The organism is Bifidobacterium sp. LH_426, from assembly GCF_056356875.1.
On the sequence record NZ_JBKEVB010000010.1, the window covers coordinates 73,402 to 92,814 of the forward strand.

A 19,413-nucleotide genomic window follows, 5' to 3' on the forward strand; every position below is an offset into this window, starting at 1 on the left:
TTGTCGGGTCGGCGCGTCACCGGGAGTCTTGCAGGGTGATCCCCGCGGCGGCCATCTCCTTGCGCGCGGCGACTCCCAGCTCCTCGCTGACCGGCACGGTCAGATCCTCGAACACGGTGACCGGGTAGCCGAGTCCCGCCGCGTCGAGCGCCGTCTCCTTGACGCAATGCGATTCGGCGATGCCGACCACGTCCACCGCTTCGACGCCGGCTTTCCTGAGCGCGTTGGCGAGCGTCAGCCCCTGCTTCTGCGCCGCCTGGACCTCGTCGCGCGACTGGATGCGATCCGTATCGTCCTTGATGCCCTCGAAACCCGAGTAGGCGGCAGCGTACTGGCCCTTCTTGAAATGATGCGCGATGCCGAGTGCGGCGATCGCCGGATGCAGGTCGGCGTTCGGCGTGCCCGCCTTGCCGTGCACCGGCCACGTGTCCACGAAATCCGGATGCTCCGACCAATGATCGCCCGGCTCGATATGCCAGTCCTGCGTGGTCGCGATATACGCGTAGTCGCCGCGATGCGCCTCCACATACGCGGCGATGCGCTTCGCGACCGCGTCGCCTCCCTCGACGCCGAGCTCGCCGCCCTCGCAGAACGTCGGCTGCACGTCCACCACGATCAACGCCCTACCCGCCATGATTGACTCCTTCACTGTCGATCTCCCCGCCTTGGACGGTGGAGCTGTCCGCATCCACTCTAATGGGCGAACCGGCCACACAGGCGCGCAGTCCATGCATGTGTCCGATTCCGGCGGATGCCGGACGTGTACGAGCATGCCCATAGGATGGTGGCCCATGTGCGAACCCGCGTGTGAGAGGACGGATGAGAGGACGCGCCGCCGCGCCGTCCTCGGCCTGCCGCTGCTGTTCTGGGGCCTGTGGCTGGCCCTGCTGATCCTATGGATGGGCAGGTTCGTCATCTCGTTCATGTCCATGTACCTCGTCAAGGACCTGCACATGGACGCGGGACTCGCCGGCACCATCGTCTCCATGTACGGGTTCGGCGGAATCGTCGGCTGCCTGTTCGGCGGCTCCCTGTCCGACCGGTTCGGCCGCCCGGCCATAATCATCTCCGGAGAGCTCGGCTCGGCGGCGATGCTCGTGCTCCTCTCGTTCATCGACGATCCGACGCTTATGGGCGCGATGCTGCTCGTCTACGGTGCGATCTCCTCCATCCCCACGCCGGCCATCGCCGCGTACATCGCCGACGTGGTGCCGATGCGCGACCAGAAACGCGCATACACGCTGCAGACGTGGGCGGTGAACTTCGGCTTCGCCACAGGACCGATCATCGCGAACCAGCTCGTCAAGATCTCATACACGCTCATGTTCTACGCGGAGGCCGTCATCCTCGTGGTCGCCACCGGCCTGCTCGCGTTCTTCTTCCACGAGGCGCGCGTGCACACGCCGAAAACCCCGGAAGCCGGCGTCGCCGGGAGCCGCCCCACAGCCGCCGACGGGAAGCGCGGCACGAACGTCTCGATGCTCGGCAACTACCGTCGGGCGCTCGCCGACTGGCCGTTCATGTCGATGGTCGTGCTCATGTTCGCCTACACGATCGCGTACTTCCAGATGACCAGCGGCCTGCCGATCGCGATGACCGGCCTCGGCATGGGCGCGGACCAGTATTCGGTGCTGCTGACCATCAACGGCGCCATGCTGTGCCTGCTGCAGATTCCCGCCATCGCCGTGTTCAACCGGATGAGCAACACGCGCGTCCTCGTGCTCGGCATGCTGATGACGGCGGTCGGATACATGTTCCAGATCGGCGCGACCACATGGCACGCCTTCGCGCTCGCCACCGTCCTGTGGACGTTCGGCGAACTGGGCACGTTCCCGATCGCCGCGACCACCGTCGCGAACCTCGCACCGGCCGAGGCGCGCGGCACCTACCAGGGTCTGTACAATCTGGTCTGGGCGTTGTCGAACGGGGCGGCGCCGCTGGTCGGCGGATGGATCATCAGCGGATTCGGAAGCCGCGTGCTCTGGATCTGCTGCACAGTGATGTTCCTGCTCGTCGCCGCCGGACTCCACGCCACGAAGGGCGCCCGCGAACGCGCCATCACCCGCAACCTGCGCGCCGCCGACCTCGGACGGTGAACTTCAGACGTCGCGTTCCGAGTCCTTCCGCGTCTGCGTCGCCGCAATCCGGTCCGTGTCGGCCAGCTGGTCGCGGATTTCGGTGAGCAGCGCGACGGCGCGCTCCTCGGGGGAGACCTCGGGCTCCTTCGCCTTCTCGTCCTCCTCCTGCTTGAGCTTCGCCTTGACGAGCATCGCGTCGGTCATGTCACGGAACTTGTTGATCGGCACGAGGATGAAGAAGTACACGGCCACGGCGATGACGAGGAAGTTGAGCAGCGCGCCCAGGATCGCGCCGAGTGAGACGGTCGCTCCGTTGAACGTGAATGCGAGCAGGCCGCTCATGTCCGGTTTGCCGAACACCATCGCGATGAGCGGATTGATGAGACTGTCCACGATCGCGTTCACCACGGAGGTGACCGCGCTGCCCATGACCACGCCCACCGCCATGTCGATCATGTTGCCGCGTGAGATGAACTTCTTGAACCCGTCGATCATGTCCTTCTCCTTCGTGTCGTTCATAGGATCATCCACGCGATTATCCCGATTTCGGCGGACTTCGGGCAATCGTCCCCGACAATGCTCAACATGGTGATCATCGCAAACGACAGAACAATATCAACAACGTGTTGATTAGTGAAATGTCCGGATCGACGCTCCCCACGCACGTATAGTGGACGATGAAACGAACACGATGACGGGGCATCCGCCGAGGGAAGGAAGACATCATGGCTGATACGGCTGACGACAAGCAAGGCGGCGACGCGACGAATCAGCAGGCACCGGCGGCGACGCAGGCGAGATTGCCGGAACCATATGAGAAGACCACACGCCACGTCATCGACATCGACGGACGCACGCTCCATTACGCGGCGACCGTCGGCACGCTGCACATCGACACGCCCAAGGTGAAGCCGGCGGCAAGCGTCTTCTTCACCGCGTTCGCACTGCTCGGCGACGACGGGGAACCCGACGCCACCCGTCCGGTCACCTACATCTTCAACGGCGGCCCCGGATCCTCCACCACGTTCCTGCTCATGGGGTCGATCGCGCCGAAACGCATCGACGTGCCGGATGCGGCACCGGTACCCGCCGCGCCGTACCGTCTCGAAGACAACCCGTACACGCTGCTGCCGGCCTCCGACCTAGTGTTCATCGACGCTCCCGGCGCCGGATTCTCCGAAATCATCGACAAGGCGAAGCCGGAACTGTGGTCGGTGGACGGCGACGTCGCCGGGTTCAGCGCGTTCATCCGCGCCTATTCGAGCAAATACCATCGTTGGAACTCGCCGAAGTACGTGCTCGGCGAATCGTACGGCACCACGCGCGGCGCCGCCCTCGCATACCGGCTCCAGCAGGACGGGGTCGCGTTGAACGGGATCACGCTGATCTCCAACATCCTCGACTACGCGTACACGCTCGACACGTCCGACCAGTTCTACATCGGTTATTTCCCGACCTACGCATCCGTCGCCAAATATCATGGCCGCGCCGCGACGGAGACGGAACCCTGCGACCATCTGCAGGAGGCGCGCGCGTTCGCGAACGGCCCGTTGCGCCTCGCCCTCGCCGCCGGATCCTCGCTGGACGACTCGGTCAAACGCCGCGTCGCCGAGCGGTACGCCGAACTGACCGGTCTGGACGCGAAATACGTCTACGATTCCGACCTGCGCGTCGTGGACATGCGGTTCCGCAAAGAGCTGCTGCGCAACGAGGGGAAAATCGTCGGCCGTTACGACGGACGCGTGGCCGGCTACGACCTCGATCGAATGAACGACGAGGAGACGTTCGTCGTGGACGACGCGTTCCTCGACCCCGCGTATTCGAGCCTCGCCAACGCGTACCTGCGCGACGAACTCGGCTGGGACCGCACACCCGAACGCGTCGGATTCGCCGACTTCGACTGGAACGCCACCGGACCGGGCAAGGGCTGGACCTGGTGGCACAGGCAGCCGGACATGACCAAATCCTCATGGGGGCAGAACATCCCGTTTCCGAACGTCGTACCCGACCTGGCTGCCGCGATCGCCCACCAGCCCACGCTGAAGGTACTCATCGGCAATGGCGTCTACGACCTGTGCACGCCGTTCGGCCAGACCGAATACGACATCGACCATCTCGGCCTGCCGAAACCGCTGCGCGGCAACGTCGCGTTCACGTACTATCCGGCCGGTCACATGCTGTACTCGTCCAAGCCGAGCCTCGCGAAGTTCGCCGACGATCTGAAACGCTTCTACGCGACCGATGTCGCCGGACTGCAGGCCATCGACGAACGTCCCGCCTCGCCCGCGCCGGACATCCGACTGTAGGGGGAGCGGCATCCGTCGTTATCTCCGACGGACCGGTCCGTCGGCAGACCTTCCGCATCGGGTTACGTGAGACATAGGGGAGAGAGGTGGGATTGTAGTCGTAGTTCCACCTCCCTCCTCCGTCCTCTTCAGCTGGTGAGGCCTTGTGCGGGTTGTATTCGGGTGGCGTTGCGCGCGGGAATGGCCGCGGCGAGGAGCGCTGCGAAGAGAACGACGGGGAGGAGCACGCCGATCTGTGTCCATGGCAGTTGCGTGGTGAATTGGCCGGTCATGCCGCCGATCTGGGCTTTGACGCCGGCTGGCCCAAGCGGCAGACCGACGAGCAGGCCAACAAACGTGCCGATGATGGTCAGGGTCAGCGCTTCGATGGCGATTTCCGTGCGGATGACGCCGCGTCTGGTGCCGAGCGCGCGCAGCATGCTGATCTCGTTGGTGCGTTCGATGACGGACAGCGCGAGCTGGTTGGCGAGCCCGGTCAGGCTGATGATGACGGTGATGGCGAGCATCGCGTAGGAGAGCATGAGCAGCATGTTGAGCACGTTGAGGATGTCGTTGCTTTCTGCGATGCCGCCGCCGACCGTGGCGTTCGGATCGGCCACGGCCAGCCGGTTGACCTGGCCGGCGAGCTTGGACCGGTCGATATTGGGCTTGGCCTTGAACCAGATCATGCTGGTCTTCAATGCCGGTTCGATGGCGTCGGCGTGCGGCAGTGCGGCGAGTTGGCTGTCGGTGATGATGACCGCGAGTTTCGGTGATTCGGTGAGTTGCGAGGCGTGCGTCCTGACCGTGACGGGAATACCGGTGACGGTGAGTGTGAGCGTATCGCCTTCCTTGACGCCGATGGTGCTCATGTAGCGCGGATGGACGAGCGCGACCGGCATGCCGTTCTTCTCGCTGGCGTGCCACTGGTCATTCTTGGCGAAGACTGCGGCGGCGTTGTCGGGGATGACGTCGAGTATCCGGGGTGTGGTCTTCGCTCCGTCCGGCGTGTGGTCGATGTCGATGGTGCGTATCGGGTAGGAGCCTCGCGCGTCGGTGATTTCGCTGGCATGCTGCAGGACTTTGTCGGAGAGCGCATTGCCGTCCGGCGTGTAGAGGGCGGCGCTGACCGGGTAGCGGTAGTCGAGGTCGGCGTTGATGGTGGCGGTGCCGGTGGCCGCGGCCGAGGAGAGCGCGGCGATCAGGCTGATGCCGAACGCGACCGCGGTGACGGTGCCGCCCGCGCGCCGCGCATTCGCCGTCAGACTCGCCGCAGCCAGTTTGCCCGCCAATCCGCAGACGGATAAGACCGCACCGATGACGGGCATGAGCATCGCGACGAGTCCGGGCAGGGCGAGCACCAATCCGAGCGCCAAGGCGAGTCCGCCAACCAACGCGACGGGCATGTGGAAGCCGGCCGCGCCGACCCATAGCAGCGCGACGCCGGCGATCGCGCACACTGCGCCGAACGCGATGCGCAGAACACTGCCGTCATGCGTCCTGCCATTCGCCTTCGCGTCGTTGCCGTCTTCGTACTGTGCCGCTCCGTCCAGTGCCTGGATGGGTGGGATGCGCGTGGCGTGGCGTACGGTCGTCCATGCGGTCGATACCGTGGCCGCAACGGTCAGCAGCAGCGTTCCCGCCAGCAGGAGCGGATTGGCGGCGAATCCGCCGAACGCCTGACCCATCACCGTCATGGCCGCGTAACCGCCGCCCACGCCGATCAGGGCGCCGATGAACGTGCCGGCTATGGCGGTGATCAGCGCTTCGGACAATACCAGCGAACGGATGTTCGCGCGTCTGGCTCCGATCAGGCGCAGCATGGCGATGTCCCGCGTGCGCTGCGCGATCAGCGTCCGGTAGGTGCTGGAGATCACCATCATCGCGCAGACCAGGGCGATGACGGCGAACACCGCCATGATCACGGTCAGCTGCGTGCTGCCGCCGGCCATCATCGCCGACGCCTGCCGGATCATCGCCGCGCCCGTGACCGCCATGACACCATCCGCCTCGGCAGCCGTCGCAAGACGTTCCGTGACCGGATCGATGTCGGAGGGATCGTTGAGTTTGACGAACAGCTCACCCGGCGTTGCATCACCGAAGTACGTCGGGTCGGCGTAGATCGCGTAGTCGGTGCCGGTCATCGGCTTGAACCGCACATCATTGATGCCGCTGACCGTCACCATATGCTTCGTCCCGTCGGACGATTTCAACGTGACCGTGCCGCCGACCCGCACGCCGAGCTTGCCGGCAGTATCCTGCGAGATGACGATCTGGTCGGCGGACCGCGGCCAGTCGCCGGACTCCAGTCCGAACCAGCGCAGGGACGGGTCCCGGGCGACGGAATACACGTTCGCCGTGCCACGCGCATCCATGCCGTACGCGGTGACCGTGGCCGCATAATACGGAGCCGTCGCCTTCACCTTGCCGTTGACACGCGCCTTGGCAAGCACGTCCTCGGCCCACGAGGGCTTCATTGATTTCACGTCGGCGTCGCCGGGGTCGATGATGACGTCCACCGGCTTCAACGGCGCGGCCGTGACCGTGGCCATGCTCGCGGTGGACGTGCCCTGGAACACGACCGTGCCGGTCAGCATCGCCGCCGACAGGACTACCGCCGACAGGACAGCGAGCAGTCGGGATGGAGAATGCCTGATCTGCGCCCATGCCACCCGGATCATCGCACACCGTCCTTTCGGGGGATGGCATCCGACCACCCTCCGTCGCCTGTGGCGACACCTCCCGCCGGCGGGAGGAAAGAACCAGCGTCCTGTTCGAGCACGCGTACCACGTCGGCGGCGGTCGGATGTGCGATATCCGCCGCGATCAGCCCGTCACGCACCACGAGCGCCCGGTCGGCGTAGGCGGCGGCGTTCGGATCATGCGTGACCATCACGATCGTCTGCCCGCGACGCGACGCCATATCCCGCAAAATCACCAGCAACTGGCGCGACGACTTCACATCCAGAGCGCCGGTCGGCTCGTCCGCGAACACCACCGCGGGATTCCCGGCCAACGCGCGGGCGACCGCCACACGCTGCCGCTGACCGCCGCTCATCTCCTGCGGCTTGTGGTCGAGCCGGTTCTCGATACCCAGCTCGCGCGCGATCCCGCGTATGGCCTGACGGTCGGGCTGTCTGCCGCGCAGCGTGAACGGCAGCTCGATGTTCTGCTCCGCCGTCAGATACGGCAGCAGGTTGAAATCCTGGAAGATGAACCCGATCCGGTCGCGCCGCAGATCGGACAACGCATCATCCGACAACGTCGAAATATCCACGCCATCGACAATCACCCGCCCCGAAGTCGGCGTATCCAAACCCGCCAGCAGATGCAATAACGTGGTCTTGCCCGACCCCGACGGGCCCACGATCGCCGTGAACCTGCCCTTCTCGAACCGGGCCGTGATGTCCGCCACCGCGACCGTCTCGGCCACGCCGGAACCGTACGTCTTGCGCACGTCAATCGCCTCGACCGCCGCCGGATGCACGGTCATGCCGCCGTCTGTTCCTGCTATGCCTGTCATGCCAGCTCCTTCCTATGTTCCACGGATGATTCGATCGCCGATGCGCCGAACCTTCCGCTCACACAACCAACTTATGGGGATGGAATCGTGCGGGGTATCATCCGGAAGAACCAATCCGCATCCGACCGGTATCGAAGTATGAATGGACCGGTACCTAGGTATGAGTTCTCTGGAACGAGGAGAGTGGGAATCATCATTGCGAATCATGTCATCGGCCAACTGATACGGGTAACGTCGTTGGTATGAAGGTTCGTGCAGAGGATACGGTCGCCTTGTTCGGCGTGCTGTTGTGCATGCTGTTCGGTGCGGCGGGCATGGGCGATTGGGCATGGGCGAGCGTGGCCGTCGCCTCCATCGTGTTCGTGCGACGGCGGTTCACCGTATTCGCCGTATCGGCGACCGTCGTCCCCGCCGCATATACGACCATCTACGGCTCGTTCACGTTGATCGGCCAGCTCATGGCGGTGGTATCCGTGTTTCTGTGCGGGACAGGTCGGGTGAGGCGTTGCCGGCTGGTCGGCTTGACGTCGTGTCTGTTGCCCGTCGTCGCGCTCGGCCTGCATCTGGCGATCGTTCGTTCCTCGGATTGGACGATGCCCGTGGCAGGACTATTCGCGGGCAGTCTGATGCTGTCCGCATGGCAGGCGGGCCGGCTCAACCGTGCCAAGGATATGCGGCTTGAGGCGGAGAAAGAACGCCGGATCATGGCCGAACGCGACAGCGACATGCGTGCGCGGCTGGCCGTATTGGAGGAACGCATGCGCATCAGCCACGAGATGCACGACATCCTCGCCCACACGCTCACCGGCATCACCGTCCAAGCCGAAAGCGGCAGAACAACCACCGCCGATTCCGCAGCGCGCACAGTGTTCGCGGACATCTCCCAAGCCTCGCGCGAAGCCGTCGCCGATTTGCGGGCCCTACTATCCGACATTACGAGAGAAGACCGTTTGCCGGAACCCACGCTCGACCAGTTCGACGCTCTCATCGCCGGATATCGGAAGCAAGGACTGATCATTGACCTGCATCAGGAGGGCGTGAAGACGTCGTGTCTGCCGACGGGACTGTCCCACGCCGTATACCGTGTGGCCGAGGAATGTCTGACCAACGCGCTGCGCTACGCACAACCTCGCTGCGTCGATCTGTCCCTGACCATCACCGGCGATGCGATTCGACTGCACTGCGAAAACCCGTATGCGTCTCTTTCTTGCGCATCGACGTCACCGAATACCACCAAATGGCGACGGCGCGGACACGGTCTTGACGGCATCCGGTGGAGGTGCGAGCAATATGACGGTCACGCCAGCATCAGCATGACGGGTGGGCTCTGTTCAATCGATGCTGTCTGGCCGCTGTCCCATCAGAGAGAACCGGTGGCGGCGGCATTGAACGAGACGGGCGACGGACACCGTCAAGAAGGACGGCGGCAATGACGGAAAACGCACACCGGATGCAGCCCATTCGCGTGATGCTGGTCGACAACCAGTCGCTGATACTCAGCGGGTTCACGCGCATCATCGACGCACAGCCCGACATGACCGTCATCGCCACGGCCGCGGACGGCGAAACCGCGATACGCACGGCCCGCCAATCCAAACCGGACGTGATCCTCATGGACGTGCGCATGCCCGGACTTGACGGCATCCAAGCTGCACGCATCATCATTCACGATCTGCCGGAAACGCGCGTCATCGGCCTGACTTCATACGACACCGACGCCTACGCCATCGGCATGCTCGATGCCGGAGCCAGCGGATTCCTCCTCAAAAACAGCAGTTCGGAACAGTTCATAGACGCCATACGTGCCGCCGCCTCGGGCAACACCGTCATGGACACCGCCACCATGAACCGTCTCAGCCAACGGCTCGCCACCGGTTCCGTCCAGACGCAGTCGGCGATGACGACATTCGCAGACAACGGTGAGACGCCAGTCGGAAGGAACGACGACGATCTTCCCGATTTCACCAGCCGGGAACATGACATCCTCGCCCGCATCGTCCAAGGCGACTCCAACGAGCAGATCGCCGCGAGCCTGGGCATCAGCGTATCCACCGTCAAAACCCACATCGGCAGCATCCTCAGGAAAACCGGCCAAACCAACCGCGTCCGCCTCATCGTCTGGGCTGCGCGGCACCTTCGTGGAATGTGAAAAAAAAGAGAACCCCCAGTGCATCACGGCTGAGTCGAAGACCGTCCGGAGAGGCCCATTGGGGGAATTCGTGATGCATGATAGTAAGCCATAGTCCGATAGTCAATGCGGCGGAGGTTCAGGGTTGGGTTCGCTTGTTCACTGTATTGGTTGCTTTTTCTCTGCTCTTCCTCGTCCTGATAGTGGAATCTCATCGTTGTTTTCGCATGTCGACTGCGGTGTCTGATATGTCCGATATTGCCGAAATGTCTGATCTGGAGTAGGCTGAGTGTAAGGCTTCAGGAAAGGACTCGCCATGACCACATTCGAGGCAATCCCCATTTCCCAGATCGGCAAGGGCTCCGCATATATCACCACGGGCGATGGCAGGGCATACCCGTTGGACGCGGAGGAGCTGCGTCGCGCGTTCGCGGCCATCGTGCACGGCGATTCTGCCGAGATGATCACCACCGGTGAGGCCGCTCAGATTCTCGGCGTATCGGCGAAGACCGTCGCTCGCATACTTGACGCTGGAGAGATTCCGTTCGTGCGCTACGGCGCGAAAGGCAACCGTATGGTTTCCCGAGCGCAGGTCGTCGCCTACCACGACAAGTCGGGATCCCACGGCCATGAGGCATTGGAGACCATGCGCGAGGCCGCTAGCCAAGGTGGATTGGACGACATCGACTACTCGGCCTATCTGGCTCGTTACAGCTGAAACGAGAGGGATTTGAGTTGGTGGTCGCTTTTCTCGATGCGAACATCTTCCCGCACACCTGGCTGACGGATGTGCTGCTCACGTTTGCCGACCATCACTTGTTCGACCCCGAATACTCCGACGACGTGCTTGAAGAAGCCCGCCGGGCGTTCGTCGACGACCTCGGCAAAGATTCTGCTTGGGTCGACCGCTATCTGTCCGCCATCCGCAATGTCAAGCCGTATTATCTTGTCTCTCCCATTCCGGAACTGACCGGTGAGGTCGTGTTGCCGGACGCTGATGATCGGCATGTGGCGGCCGCCGCCTATAACGGCGATGCGGACGTGATCGTCACCTTCAATCTGAAGGACTTCCCCGCGAACCAACTCGCCAAGATCGGATTATCCGCCCGCCACCCCGACGAGTTTCTGATCGGCGTCGCCGAGGCGTATCCCGAACGCGCGGTCAAGGCCATGACCGAACTGGTCGCATCGAAAAAGCATCCGCCGCGCACCATGCAGGAAGAACTGGAACGGCTCGAACATTCCGGCATGCCGGGATTCGCCCGTATCATGCGCAGGTTGATGAGTGGGCAACCCGCTTAATTCAGGATTCGACTTCTATGTCACATGCCAACGCTTCGTTCCGCCATGAATGGGATTGTATTGTTGTGCATCTACCGTGTTGTCCGTGGACTTGAAGACAAATCCGATGAACAGTGTTTCGACTAAGACTTTCCATGCTCTCTGGCTCGATGCGCTCGTGACGGGCGTTATGCTGTTGTGTGATTTGCCGTTCGTGTTGCCGTGGTTTTCTTTTGGTGTTCCGTTGAAGGGTGTTGTCGGGTTGGTGTGCGCGGTTGGGATGTGCGCACCGTGGTTGGCGAGACGGCGTTTCCCGCTGGGGTCGTTTTTGGTCTCGTTGGGATTCGCTATCGTTCAAGTGCTGTTTGTTTCGCTTCCGGTTCCCGGTTCGGATGTGCCCTTCAATATGTTCGATGGTGTGGTGACGCCGTTGCCGTCATCGGTGATGGTGGTGTTCGGCGTGTATAACGTGGCGAGTCGTAGTCGCTGGCTGCAGGCGTTGATCGCCGCGTTGCTGGCGCTTGGCTTCGTGGGGGTCGTGGCGGCGTGGCAGGTGCGTGCCGGCTGGGTGTCACGCGATGCGGTGATGCTGGCGGTGATCCTGGTCGGCTGGGTGTGGGGTTGGGGTCTGCTGGTCGGTTCCTTGCGCGAACGCAATCGGCGGTTGGAACGTGAGCGGGATATGCGTGTGCGGCTGGCTGTCGTCGGAGAGCGTACGCGCATTGCACGTGAGATTCATGATGCGGTCTCGCATTCGTTGGTGTCGATGACGGTGATGGCGGAAGCCGCAGGTCGTCTGGTCGATTCGGACCCTGCGAAGGCCGGGAAGGTGATGAGCATGGTGAGCGGTACGGGGCGGGCGGCCACGGCCGACATTCGCCGGGTGCTGACCGTGCTGCGCGACGACGATACGAGTGCCGACGATTCGACTCAGCCGAGTCTTGTGAATCTGGATGCTCTCGTCGCCCGGACCCGCGCGGGTGGCGTCGATGTGGAATTGACGGTGCGCGGCGAACGTCGCACTCTGCCTACCGGATTGGATGCCGCGGCGTATCGCATCGTGCAGGAGTCGTTGACGAACGCGGTCAAGCATGGCGGCCCGTCGTTGACCCGCATCGAGGTGACGTCGGATTACGGCGGGGATGCCCTGACCATCCATGTGGATGACGACGGCGCCGGGCCGAAGTCGCATCATGACGGCGGTTTCACCGATGGCGGTCGAGGTCTGATCGGCATGCGGGAACGGGTTGATGCCTATGACGGCACGCTGCGGTTCGGACCGGGCCCTCGGGGCGGGTTCGAGGTGGTCGCCGTGCTGCCGTTCGACGATGCGCATGACGGGGAGATGAAGTGATGGCGATTCGCGTATTGATTGTTGATGACCAGCCGATGTTCCGCATGGGATTGCAGCTGCTGTTGGAGACCGTCGATGGCATTGACGTGGCCGGTGAGTCCGAGGACGGCGGTGCGGCGTTGGCGTTTCTGGGATCCATGCCGGTGGATGTGGTGTTGATGGACGTGCGCATGCCCGTGATGGACGGTGTGGAGGCGACCCGGCGAATCCGCGCGGAATTCAAGGACGACGCGCCTCGTGTGCTGATGCTGACCACGTTCGCGTTGGACGAGTATGTGATCGACGCGCTGGAGGCCGGGGCATCGGGATTCCTGCTCAAGGACGCACCATTGGACGAGCTCGTCTCGGCGATACGGCACGTCGAGGCCGGTGACGCGGTCGTGTCCCCACGCATGACCGCGCGTCTGCTGGGGCATTTCCTTTCGAACGGGAGCACGAAGGACAATGCCGGCAACAGGGACGTCACGGGTGCGGTGGCGGCGTTCGACCTGACCGACCGGGAGGCGGAGGTGTTTCGTCTGATCGGCTTGGGATTGTCGAACGGGCAGATCGCCGACCGTCTGCGTATCGCCGAGAACACGGTGCGCGTGCATGTGCGGCATGTGCTGGACAAGACCGGCTCATGCAACCGTGTCCAGGCCGCGGTGTTGGCCTACCGCATCGGCCTTGTCTCCGCCGACGACCGGTGATGGCGACTCGACTAGTCCGAAACGACTAGCGGCACCGGACGCGAATAGTCCATCCGGCCAATGGCGGGGGCGGCGGATCCCGGGAATCATGGATGCCATGAGCAACCAACGACAATCCCGGCAAGGGTATCCATCCGACGCGATGGTGTCCACCCATCATCTGACGAAGCGCTACGGCGATCGCACGGTCGTCGACGATCTGAACCTGCTCGTGCCGCGCGGCAGTGTGTACGGGTTCCTCGGCCCGAACGGTTCGGGCAAATCCACCACGATGAAGATGCTCCTGTCCTTGGTCCAACCCACCGGAGGCGACATCATCATCGACAGGCGGCCCATGAACCGCAGGACCCGGGGCGAGCAGTTGACGCATATCGGCTCGCTGATTGAATCGCCTCCCGGATACGGGCACCTGACCGGCGAGGAGAACATGCGCATCGTCCAACGCCTGCTCTCGCTGAGCGACCGTCAGATCGACGCGGCCGTGCACGCGGTGCGCATGGAAAGCCAGATGGACAAGCTCGTACGCAACTACTCGCTGGGCATGAAGCAACGCCTCGGCATCGCCATGGCACTCGCACGCTCGCCGCAACTGCTGATACTGGACGAGCCGACCAACGGGCTGGATCCGGCAGGCATCGAGGAGATCCGTGAACTGCTCGCCCGCCTGCGCGATCAGGGCGTCACGGTGATCGTATCAAGCCACCTGCTCGGCGAGATCGACAGGACCTGCGACACACTCGGCATCCTGTCACGAGGGCGTCTCCTGTTCCAAGGCACGCGCTCCCAACTGTTCTCCAAGGCCACACCCGACCTGCTCGTCGAAACCGACGACCCGGCGAAGGCGAAGGCCCTGCTGGAATCACGCGGCTACACCGGACTCGCCCTCGAAGACCGGGCACTGGCCGTACCGGGCGTCGGCTCTCACGACACGACTGCCGATATCATCGCATGGTTCGTGAGCCAGGGCCTACGCATCTTCATGGTGCGCCGCCGCGAACAAAGCCTGGAGGACATCTTCATGCGTTTGACGGGAGCGGGAAGCCTATGAGACACGCAACCCCGGGTGCGGCCACGCCCGATGCCGACACCGCGGCCCCGCAGTCCAGGAACGAAGGCATGCTGCGCCGGGCCATCATGATGGGCTCCGCCGCCAGCCGCATCGGCACCTCGTTCCCGGTCGATCCCGTCACGCCCGCCACCATGTGCATCAGCATCGGCACATCCATCGGCCTGACCCTCATCATCATCGCCATCGCCTCCCTCATACTGGAGAAACGAGACATCTATGTCTAACGGCATGGGCCTTCGCCTTTACCTCAGGATTTACGGTGACGAAAAAACTACAACCCTCCGGCCTTGTACCAGCTGACGGCAATCTGAGTGCGATCCCTGAGCCCGAGGGTCGTAAGGATGCGGCTGACTGCGCGTTTGACCGAATTGGATTCGATGACGAGTCTTCCGGCGATCTCCTCATTGCTGAGTCCTTCGGCAATGAGTGAGCAAATCTCACGTTGACGCGGGGTGAGCATGTCGAATGACGCGCGCAATTCCTGTTGCCGTCGGTCTCCCGTGGGATGGGGGAGGCCTCGTTCCAGCACCTGTCTGGTGATACGTGGGGTGAGGATCGCATCGCCGCTGGCGATGGAGCGAATCGCTTCCACCAGTGCGCGTTTGGTGACGTCCTTCAGTAGGAATCCGCTGGCTCCTGCGTCGAGTCCGCCGAAAGCATAGTCGTCTTCGTCGTAGGTGGTGAGGATGAGGATTCTGATGGTGGGCCAGTGCTTGGTGATGTGTCGGGTTGCTTCGATGCCGTCCATGCCGGGCATGCGCACGTCCATGAGAATCACGTCGGGCAATGGCCGGTGATCGGCATCCAACTGGTTGAGCGTGTCGATGGCGGCTTGCCCGTTCTCCGCCGACTTGATGACGGTGATGCCGGTCACGTCGTCGAGCATGAGCTGGAAGCCGAGTCGTGCCAGTCTCTGGTCGTCCACGAGCATCACACGGATCATGGTCAGATCTGCCTTTCAGTCTGCCGTTCCCCGGTCGGGGGAATGACCGCTTTGACCTGCCAGTCGGTGCCATCTATTGGCCCATAGGCGAATACACCGCCGGTGTCTTGCACACGCCGTGACAGTCTGGCCAGTCCGGTGCCGTTATCGGACGTGGCGGTTGGCGTCGCGCCGTCGGCTCCGTCGTTGCTGACGGTGACGGTGACCCCATTCCGAGGCTGGTGGTTCCATGAGACGTTGAGATGCGTGACGTGCCTGCCATGTCGGATGGCGTTGGTGATGGCCTCTCGGGTCACGTCGAAACAGAGATTCGCCTGCGATCCGTCGTCGGCGCGGATGCCGGTTTCGGTGAATACGGTAATGATGCCGAGCGTGCGGGCGTGTGCGAGGATCGGGCGGATGTCGTCCCACGAACGCATGCTCCGGGAGCCCGGTTCGGAGGAATCCTCGTTTTCGGCGGTCGTGTCGGTTTCGGTCAGTGCGCGCACGGCCTTGCGTGTGTCCTCCAGGCTTTCCCGTGCGATTTCGTTGATGCCTTTCAGAGCCTCCTCCACGCGCGGGTCGCCGGTCTTGCCGGTCAATCCTTCGGATAAAGCGATGATCGCGGTCAACCCGTGCCCCACGCTGTCGTGCAGCTGGCCGGCGATGCGCGAACGATGCACCGCGGCGTCACGCTGCTTGATGGCGGTCTGCGCGCGCCGATGTTCCAAGCCGGCGGCGGCCGTGGCGTTCCTGGCTTGGGCCATGCCGCGGCGCGCCAGGGCGATCGCGCCGGCGAGGGCGAGCAGGAGGATGCGGCCGGGCCATTCGCCGAGGAACCGGCTGGCGGGCCATGACATGAACGTCGCCAAGGTCACGGCCAACGTCGTCGCGAGGGACCCGATGTACATGCGGCGTTCCCCGGCCGTGCGCATGAACGCGTAGAATGCCACGACCAGCTGGACCAGCAGGATCGAGTCCGCATGCCAGAAGGACAGCGTCAAGGTCAGGATGAGCTGCGACGCCAACGTGGCGGACGGGGCACGGTAGCGGAACACCAATGTCAGACATGACAGGCACAGGGCTAGCAACAGCATCACGAATCCGCCGGTCTGCTTGGCGAGCGTGTACATCGGGTCCAACGGGGCGCCGATCATGCGCTCCCACGTGAGCATCGCGCCCTCGACCGCGAGCACACATAATGGCATGGCTATGGCAGTGACCCTGCCGACATTCACCGTTTGCCGTTCCATATGATCCACTGTGCCACCTCGTCGGGTCATCGGCATGTTCACTGGGCGAGACAGTCCGCGCCGGGCATCAGGCAGCCGAGCATCGTGACCGAACCGGTGAACAACACAGTGAATACGATGATGATGGCCAGCCATACGAACGGCGAGAACAGCGCCCCGATCCATGCGACGACACGGCCGCCATGCTCCCATCCGTGCCCGTCGCGGCCGATGATCCACGCAATCAGCACGCCGGGCAGAGACAGGAACAGGCCGAGCAGCAGGAAGCCGATAACCGAATCGTTGTGTTGGTGTGATTGCATGTCAACGGCTCCTGATCGCGTCTGCCACGCTACGACGCAGCGCGGGGCGAATCTGCATGTACTGGATGAGGAACAACGCCAGCCAGCAGGCCGCTCCCGCGCCGATCACACCGACCCACGGGATCTCGGCCACCGGAACGCCGACGAGCGTGATGGAGCGTGTGGCGAGCACGAGCGAGCTGACGACCACCGGGATGAGCGCGAGGACGACCGCGCCGGCGGCCAGTTGCAGGCTCTGCCACAGGATCATGCGCGTCACCCGGCGCGGCGACATGCCGATGCTGCGCAGCAGCGCCTGGTCGGCAACCATGCCACGGTTCGACAACGCGATGACGGCCAGGCTCGTGGTCAGGGACACGATGCACAGCATCGCGATCATCAGCAGCGAGTCCGTGTAGTTCAGGCTCGTCGGATGGCCGCCCAGGGCCAGTATCCGCCCGTAGGACCGCGCGCAGGTCAGCAGGGTCGCGGACAATCCCAGGGCCAGTGCGAGCGGGGCGATGGTGTTCATGCTGGACACGGTCTTCGCCTTGGCGGCGCGGGCCGCGAGCACGCCGGTCGCCGACCCGCACAGGCGGCATATGACGCGTCCCGCGTCCAGCAGGATCGGGACCAGCACGCCGGCGAGGACGTACATGCCGAACGACGCGATGATCCCGGCCCATAATGCGCCGTTGAACGTCTGGCCGGCCTCCTGGCCGAACGCTTGGGCGCGCGGCATGCCCATGCCGGAGAACGCCAATACCAATGCCACCGCCATGACGGTCAATCCGAGCGCCCAACGCGCCCAATACCGCCATCCACGCCGCCCGACCGGTACGTCCTTGCCGCGGATCGCCTCGATGGGACGGACCTTCGCCGCGCGTATCGAGGGCACGAACGCGCCCAGCATGCACGTGGCCACGCCCAACAGCAGCGAGCCGAGCCATGCCGTCGCGGACGGTGTGAACGCGGGAGGGACGAACGAGCCGAGCCCGCCGGCGAAGCTCTCTGCGGCCATCGCGTCGAACTCGGGGACCGCGAGCAGGCTGGCCGGCATCGCGATCAGCGAGCCGATCAGCGAGCCAGTGAGGCTCGCCACGCCCACGAGCATCCACATGCCCGCGCGCACCTGGCTCGGGCTGGCGCCCATGAGACGCCATTGCGCGAACGTGCCGCGGATGCGGTCAACCGTGGCCGAACCGACCACCGTCAGCGAGAAGAACGCAAGCAACGCCACCACGACATAGATCGTGACCGACACCATGGTGAACTCGGCCGGATCCAAACCCGCCAGCCGGGCGGCCGACGCGAATGACGGCGACGAGGTCCACACGAACTGGTTCATGCACACGCCCACCAGCGTGGTCACCACCGCGACCACCATGATCGTGGGCACCCAACCCGCGAGATTGTCACGGAACACGCGAAGCACATACCTATCCACGGCGAGCCTCCTGACCGTGCTGCGGCATGGCAGGCTCGAACGTGCGGCGCATGCCCTCGACGATCTGCCCGGCGGTCAGCCTGCCTGCCACGTGGGTGATCCCGCCGTCGCGCAGGAAGACCACGCGATCGGCTAGGGCGGCGGCGTCCGTGTCATGTGTGACCATGACCACGCTGGAACCCGAACCCGCCAGCTCGCGCAGCACCTGCAGCACGAGCCCGCTGTTCGCGGTGTCGAGCGCGCCGGTGGGCTCGTCGGCGAACACCACCGACGGACGCAAGAGCAGGGCCCGGCACAGGGCCACGCGCTGCTGCTCTCCACCGGACAGGGCGCTCACCACGGTCCTCGCCCTCCGGCGCAGGCCGAACCGGGACAGCAGCTGCGTGACATGCACGTAGTCGGCCTTGCGATGGGCGAGCGAGAGCGGCAGCATCACGTTCTCCTCGACCGTCAGATACGGCACGAGGTTGTACTGCTGGAACACGAAACCGATATGCCCGCGGATGAACCGCGAACGACGTTCCTCGTCCAACGCGTAGATGTCGGTGCCGCCGATGACGACCCGGCCCGAGTCGGGCCTGTCCAAACCTGACAACACGTACAACAGAGAGGTCTTGCCCGCTCCCGAAGGCCCGACGATCGCCGTCAACCCGGCACCGGGAATATCCAACGAGACATCGTTGAGAATCACACTCGGACTGGAACCATCAGCGGAAACCACACGCTTGACCAGCCCACGCGCCTGAACCGGCATCGACTTGACCGGTCGAAGACCGTCATCTCGTTGCCAATGGCTTGTTGCAATGGGAGTATTCGGATTTTGGATTGCCACGACAGCCTCTTTCCATAAAGGTTGATCACGCCGTTTCCGACGTATGACTCATACCTTCATGGAAAAGAACACGGAAGTCGAGAGACAAACAAAATCTGTCATCTTAGGGTGACAAACCCCACCGATGACACTCCCGAAAAAAGAGAACCCCCAGTGCATCACGGGCTATAGGAACCAAACGTGGTGTTTATGACCGGGGTTTGGCCTTGTGACAGTAGGCGTGTCGGGTTGGTTTTAACACGATGTCGCGTTAAAGACCGCCGGTTCGGCC

The 19,413-nt window shown here is 63.7% G+C and carries 19 protein-coding genes; 10 read left to right on the top strand and 9 right to left on the bottom strand.

The genetic code is table 11. From position 1 onward, the window contains the following. Positions 1-16: 16 nt before the first annotated feature. Positions 17-634, bottom strand: coding sequence for an isochorismatase family protein (locus AC1AYD_RS09415; protein WP_476545063.1), 618 nt, complete (start codon positions 632-634; stop codon positions 17-19). Between the two features lie 157 nt (positions 635-791). On the opposite strand from AC1AYD_RS09415, the gene AC1AYD_RS09420 reads away from it, so the two are divergent. Beyond that, positions 792-2,096 (top strand): MDR family MFS transporter, encoded by a 1,305-nt coding sequence (locus tag AC1AYD_RS09420; RefSeq protein ID WP_476545065.1) that lies wholly within the window; start codon positions 792-794, stop codon positions 2,094-2,096. Between the two features lie 3 nt (positions 2,097-2,099). Here AC1AYD_RS09420 and mscL read toward each other — a convergent pair whose 3' ends face one another. Beyond that, the gene (gene mscL, locus AC1AYD_RS09425) at positions 2,100-2,573 is read right to left on the bottom strand and encodes a large conductance mechanosensitive channel protein MscL (RefSeq protein ID WP_476545076.1); all 474 of its coding nucleotides are present in this window, start codon (positions 2,571-2,573) and stop codon (positions 2,100-2,102) included. A 230-nt stretch (positions 2,574-2,803) separates the two neighbouring features. Between mscL and AC1AYD_RS09430 the strand changes: the two genes are divergently transcribed. After that, the gene (locus AC1AYD_RS09430) at positions 2,804-4,384 is read left to right on the top strand and encodes a S10 family peptidase (protein ID WP_476545066.1); all 1,581 of its coding nucleotides are present in this window, start codon (positions 2,804-2,806) and stop codon (positions 4,382-4,384) included. Positions 4,385-4,512: 128 nt separating this feature from the next. Here AC1AYD_RS09430 and AC1AYD_RS09435 read toward each other — a convergent pair whose 3' ends face one another. Together AC1AYD_RS09435 and AC1AYD_RS09440 are read right to left on the bottom strand one after the other, a co-directional pair. Further along, on the bottom strand, positions 4,513-7,044 hold the full coding sequence (locus AC1AYD_RS09435) for an FtsX-like permease family protein (RefSeq protein WP_476545067.1): 2,532 nt from the start codon (positions 7,042-7,044) through the stop codon (positions 4,513-4,515). Continuing rightward, positions 7,041-7,856: an ABC transporter ATP-binding protein gene (locus tag AC1AYD_RS09440; protein ID WP_476545069.1), complete on the bottom strand. Its 816-nt coding sequence runs from the start codon at positions 7,854-7,856 to the stop codon at positions 7,041-7,043. Before AC1AYD_RS09440 ends, AC1AYD_RS09435 begins: the two co-directional genes overlap by 4 nt. Positions 7,857-8,128: 272 nt before the next feature. On the opposite strand from AC1AYD_RS09440, the gene AC1AYD_RS09445 reads away from it, so the two are divergent. The 8 genes from AC1AYD_RS09445 (at position 8,129) to AC1AYD_RS09480 (ending at position 14,631) form a co-directional block, all read left to right on the top strand. Then, positions 8,129-9,319, top strand: coding sequence for a sensor histidine kinase (locus AC1AYD_RS09445; RefSeq protein WP_476501639.1), 1,191 nt, complete (start codon positions 8,129-8,131; stop codon positions 9,317-9,319). Further along, positions 9,316-10,035, top strand: coding sequence for a response regulator (locus AC1AYD_RS09450; protein WP_476545070.1), 720 nt, complete (start codon positions 9,316-9,318; stop codon positions 10,033-10,035). The genes AC1AYD_RS09445 and AC1AYD_RS09450 overlap by 4 nt, the downstream gene beginning before the upstream one ends. A gap of 295 nt (positions 10,036-10,330) precedes the next feature. After that, positions 10,331-10,732, top strand: a complete 402-nt coding sequence (locus AC1AYD_RS09455) for a helix-turn-helix domain-containing protein (protein ID WP_476545071.1) — start codon at positions 10,331-10,333, stop codon at positions 10,730-10,732. Between the two features lie 20 nt (positions 10,733-10,752). Beyond that, positions 10,753-11,316, top strand: coding sequence for a VapC50 family PIN domain-containing toxin (locus AC1AYD_RS09460; protein ID WP_476501641.1), 564 nt, complete (start codon positions 10,753-10,755; stop codon positions 11,314-11,316). Positions 11,317-11,401: 85 nt separating this feature from the next. Beyond that, positions 11,402-12,649 (top strand): sensor histidine kinase, encoded by a 1,248-nt coding sequence (locus AC1AYD_RS09465; RefSeq protein ID WP_476545072.1) that lies wholly within the window; start codon positions 11,402-11,404, stop codon positions 12,647-12,649. Further along, positions 12,649-13,338 carry a response regulator gene (locus tag AC1AYD_RS09470; protein WP_476545074.1) on the top strand — a complete coding sequence of 230 codons (690 nt, stop codon included), beginning with the start codon at positions 12,649-12,651 and terminating at the stop codon, positions 13,336-13,338. The genes AC1AYD_RS09465 and AC1AYD_RS09470 overlap by 1 nt, the downstream gene beginning before the upstream one ends. Before the next feature lie 97 nt (positions 13,339-13,435). Further along, a complete protein-coding gene (locus AC1AYD_RS09475; RefSeq protein WP_051922874.1) occupies positions 13,436-14,386 on the top strand; it encodes an ABC transporter ATP-binding protein in 951 nt (316 codons plus the stop codon). After that, positions 14,383-14,631: a hypothetical protein gene (locus AC1AYD_RS09480; RefSeq protein ID WP_476501644.1), complete on the top strand. Its 249-nt coding sequence runs from the start codon at positions 14,383-14,385 to the stop codon at positions 14,629-14,631. The genes AC1AYD_RS09475 and AC1AYD_RS09480 overlap by 4 nt, the downstream gene beginning before the upstream one ends. 47 nt (positions 14,632-14,678) lie before the next feature. On the opposite strand, the gene AC1AYD_RS09485 is transcribed toward AC1AYD_RS09480, so the two are convergent. From AC1AYD_RS09485 to AC1AYD_RS09505, 5 genes are read right to left on the bottom strand one after another with little or no spacing between them, the layout of a single operon-like run. Continuing rightward, positions 14,679-15,350 (bottom strand): response regulator transcription factor, encoded by a 672-nt coding sequence (locus AC1AYD_RS09485; protein WP_476501645.1) that lies wholly within the window; start codon positions 15,348-15,350, stop codon positions 14,679-14,681. Positions 15,351-15,352: 2 nt separating this feature from the next. Then, complete coding sequence (locus tag AC1AYD_RS09490) at positions 15,353-16,582, bottom strand: sensor histidine kinase (RefSeq protein ID WP_476501646.1); 1,230 nt, start codon at positions 16,580-16,582, stop codon at positions 15,353-15,355. Between the two features lie 38 nt (positions 16,583-16,620). Beyond that, entirely contained in the window at positions 16,621-16,884 is a 264-nt protein-coding gene (locus tag AC1AYD_RS09495; RefSeq protein WP_476501647.1) for a hypothetical protein, read from the bottom strand. 1 nt (position 16,885) lies between these two features. Continuing rightward, complete coding sequence (locus tag AC1AYD_RS09500) at positions 16,886-18,310, bottom strand: FtsX-like permease family protein (RefSeq protein ID WP_476545075.1); 1,425 nt, start codon at positions 18,308-18,310, stop codon at positions 16,886-16,888. Beyond that, positions 18,303-19,001 (bottom strand): ABC transporter ATP-binding protein, encoded by a 699-nt coding sequence (locus tag AC1AYD_RS09505; protein ID WP_238567634.1) that lies wholly within the window; start codon positions 18,999-19,001, stop codon positions 18,303-18,305. Before AC1AYD_RS09505 ends, AC1AYD_RS09500 begins: the two co-directional genes overlap by 8 nt. Positions 19,002-19,413 lie beyond the last annotated feature (412 nt).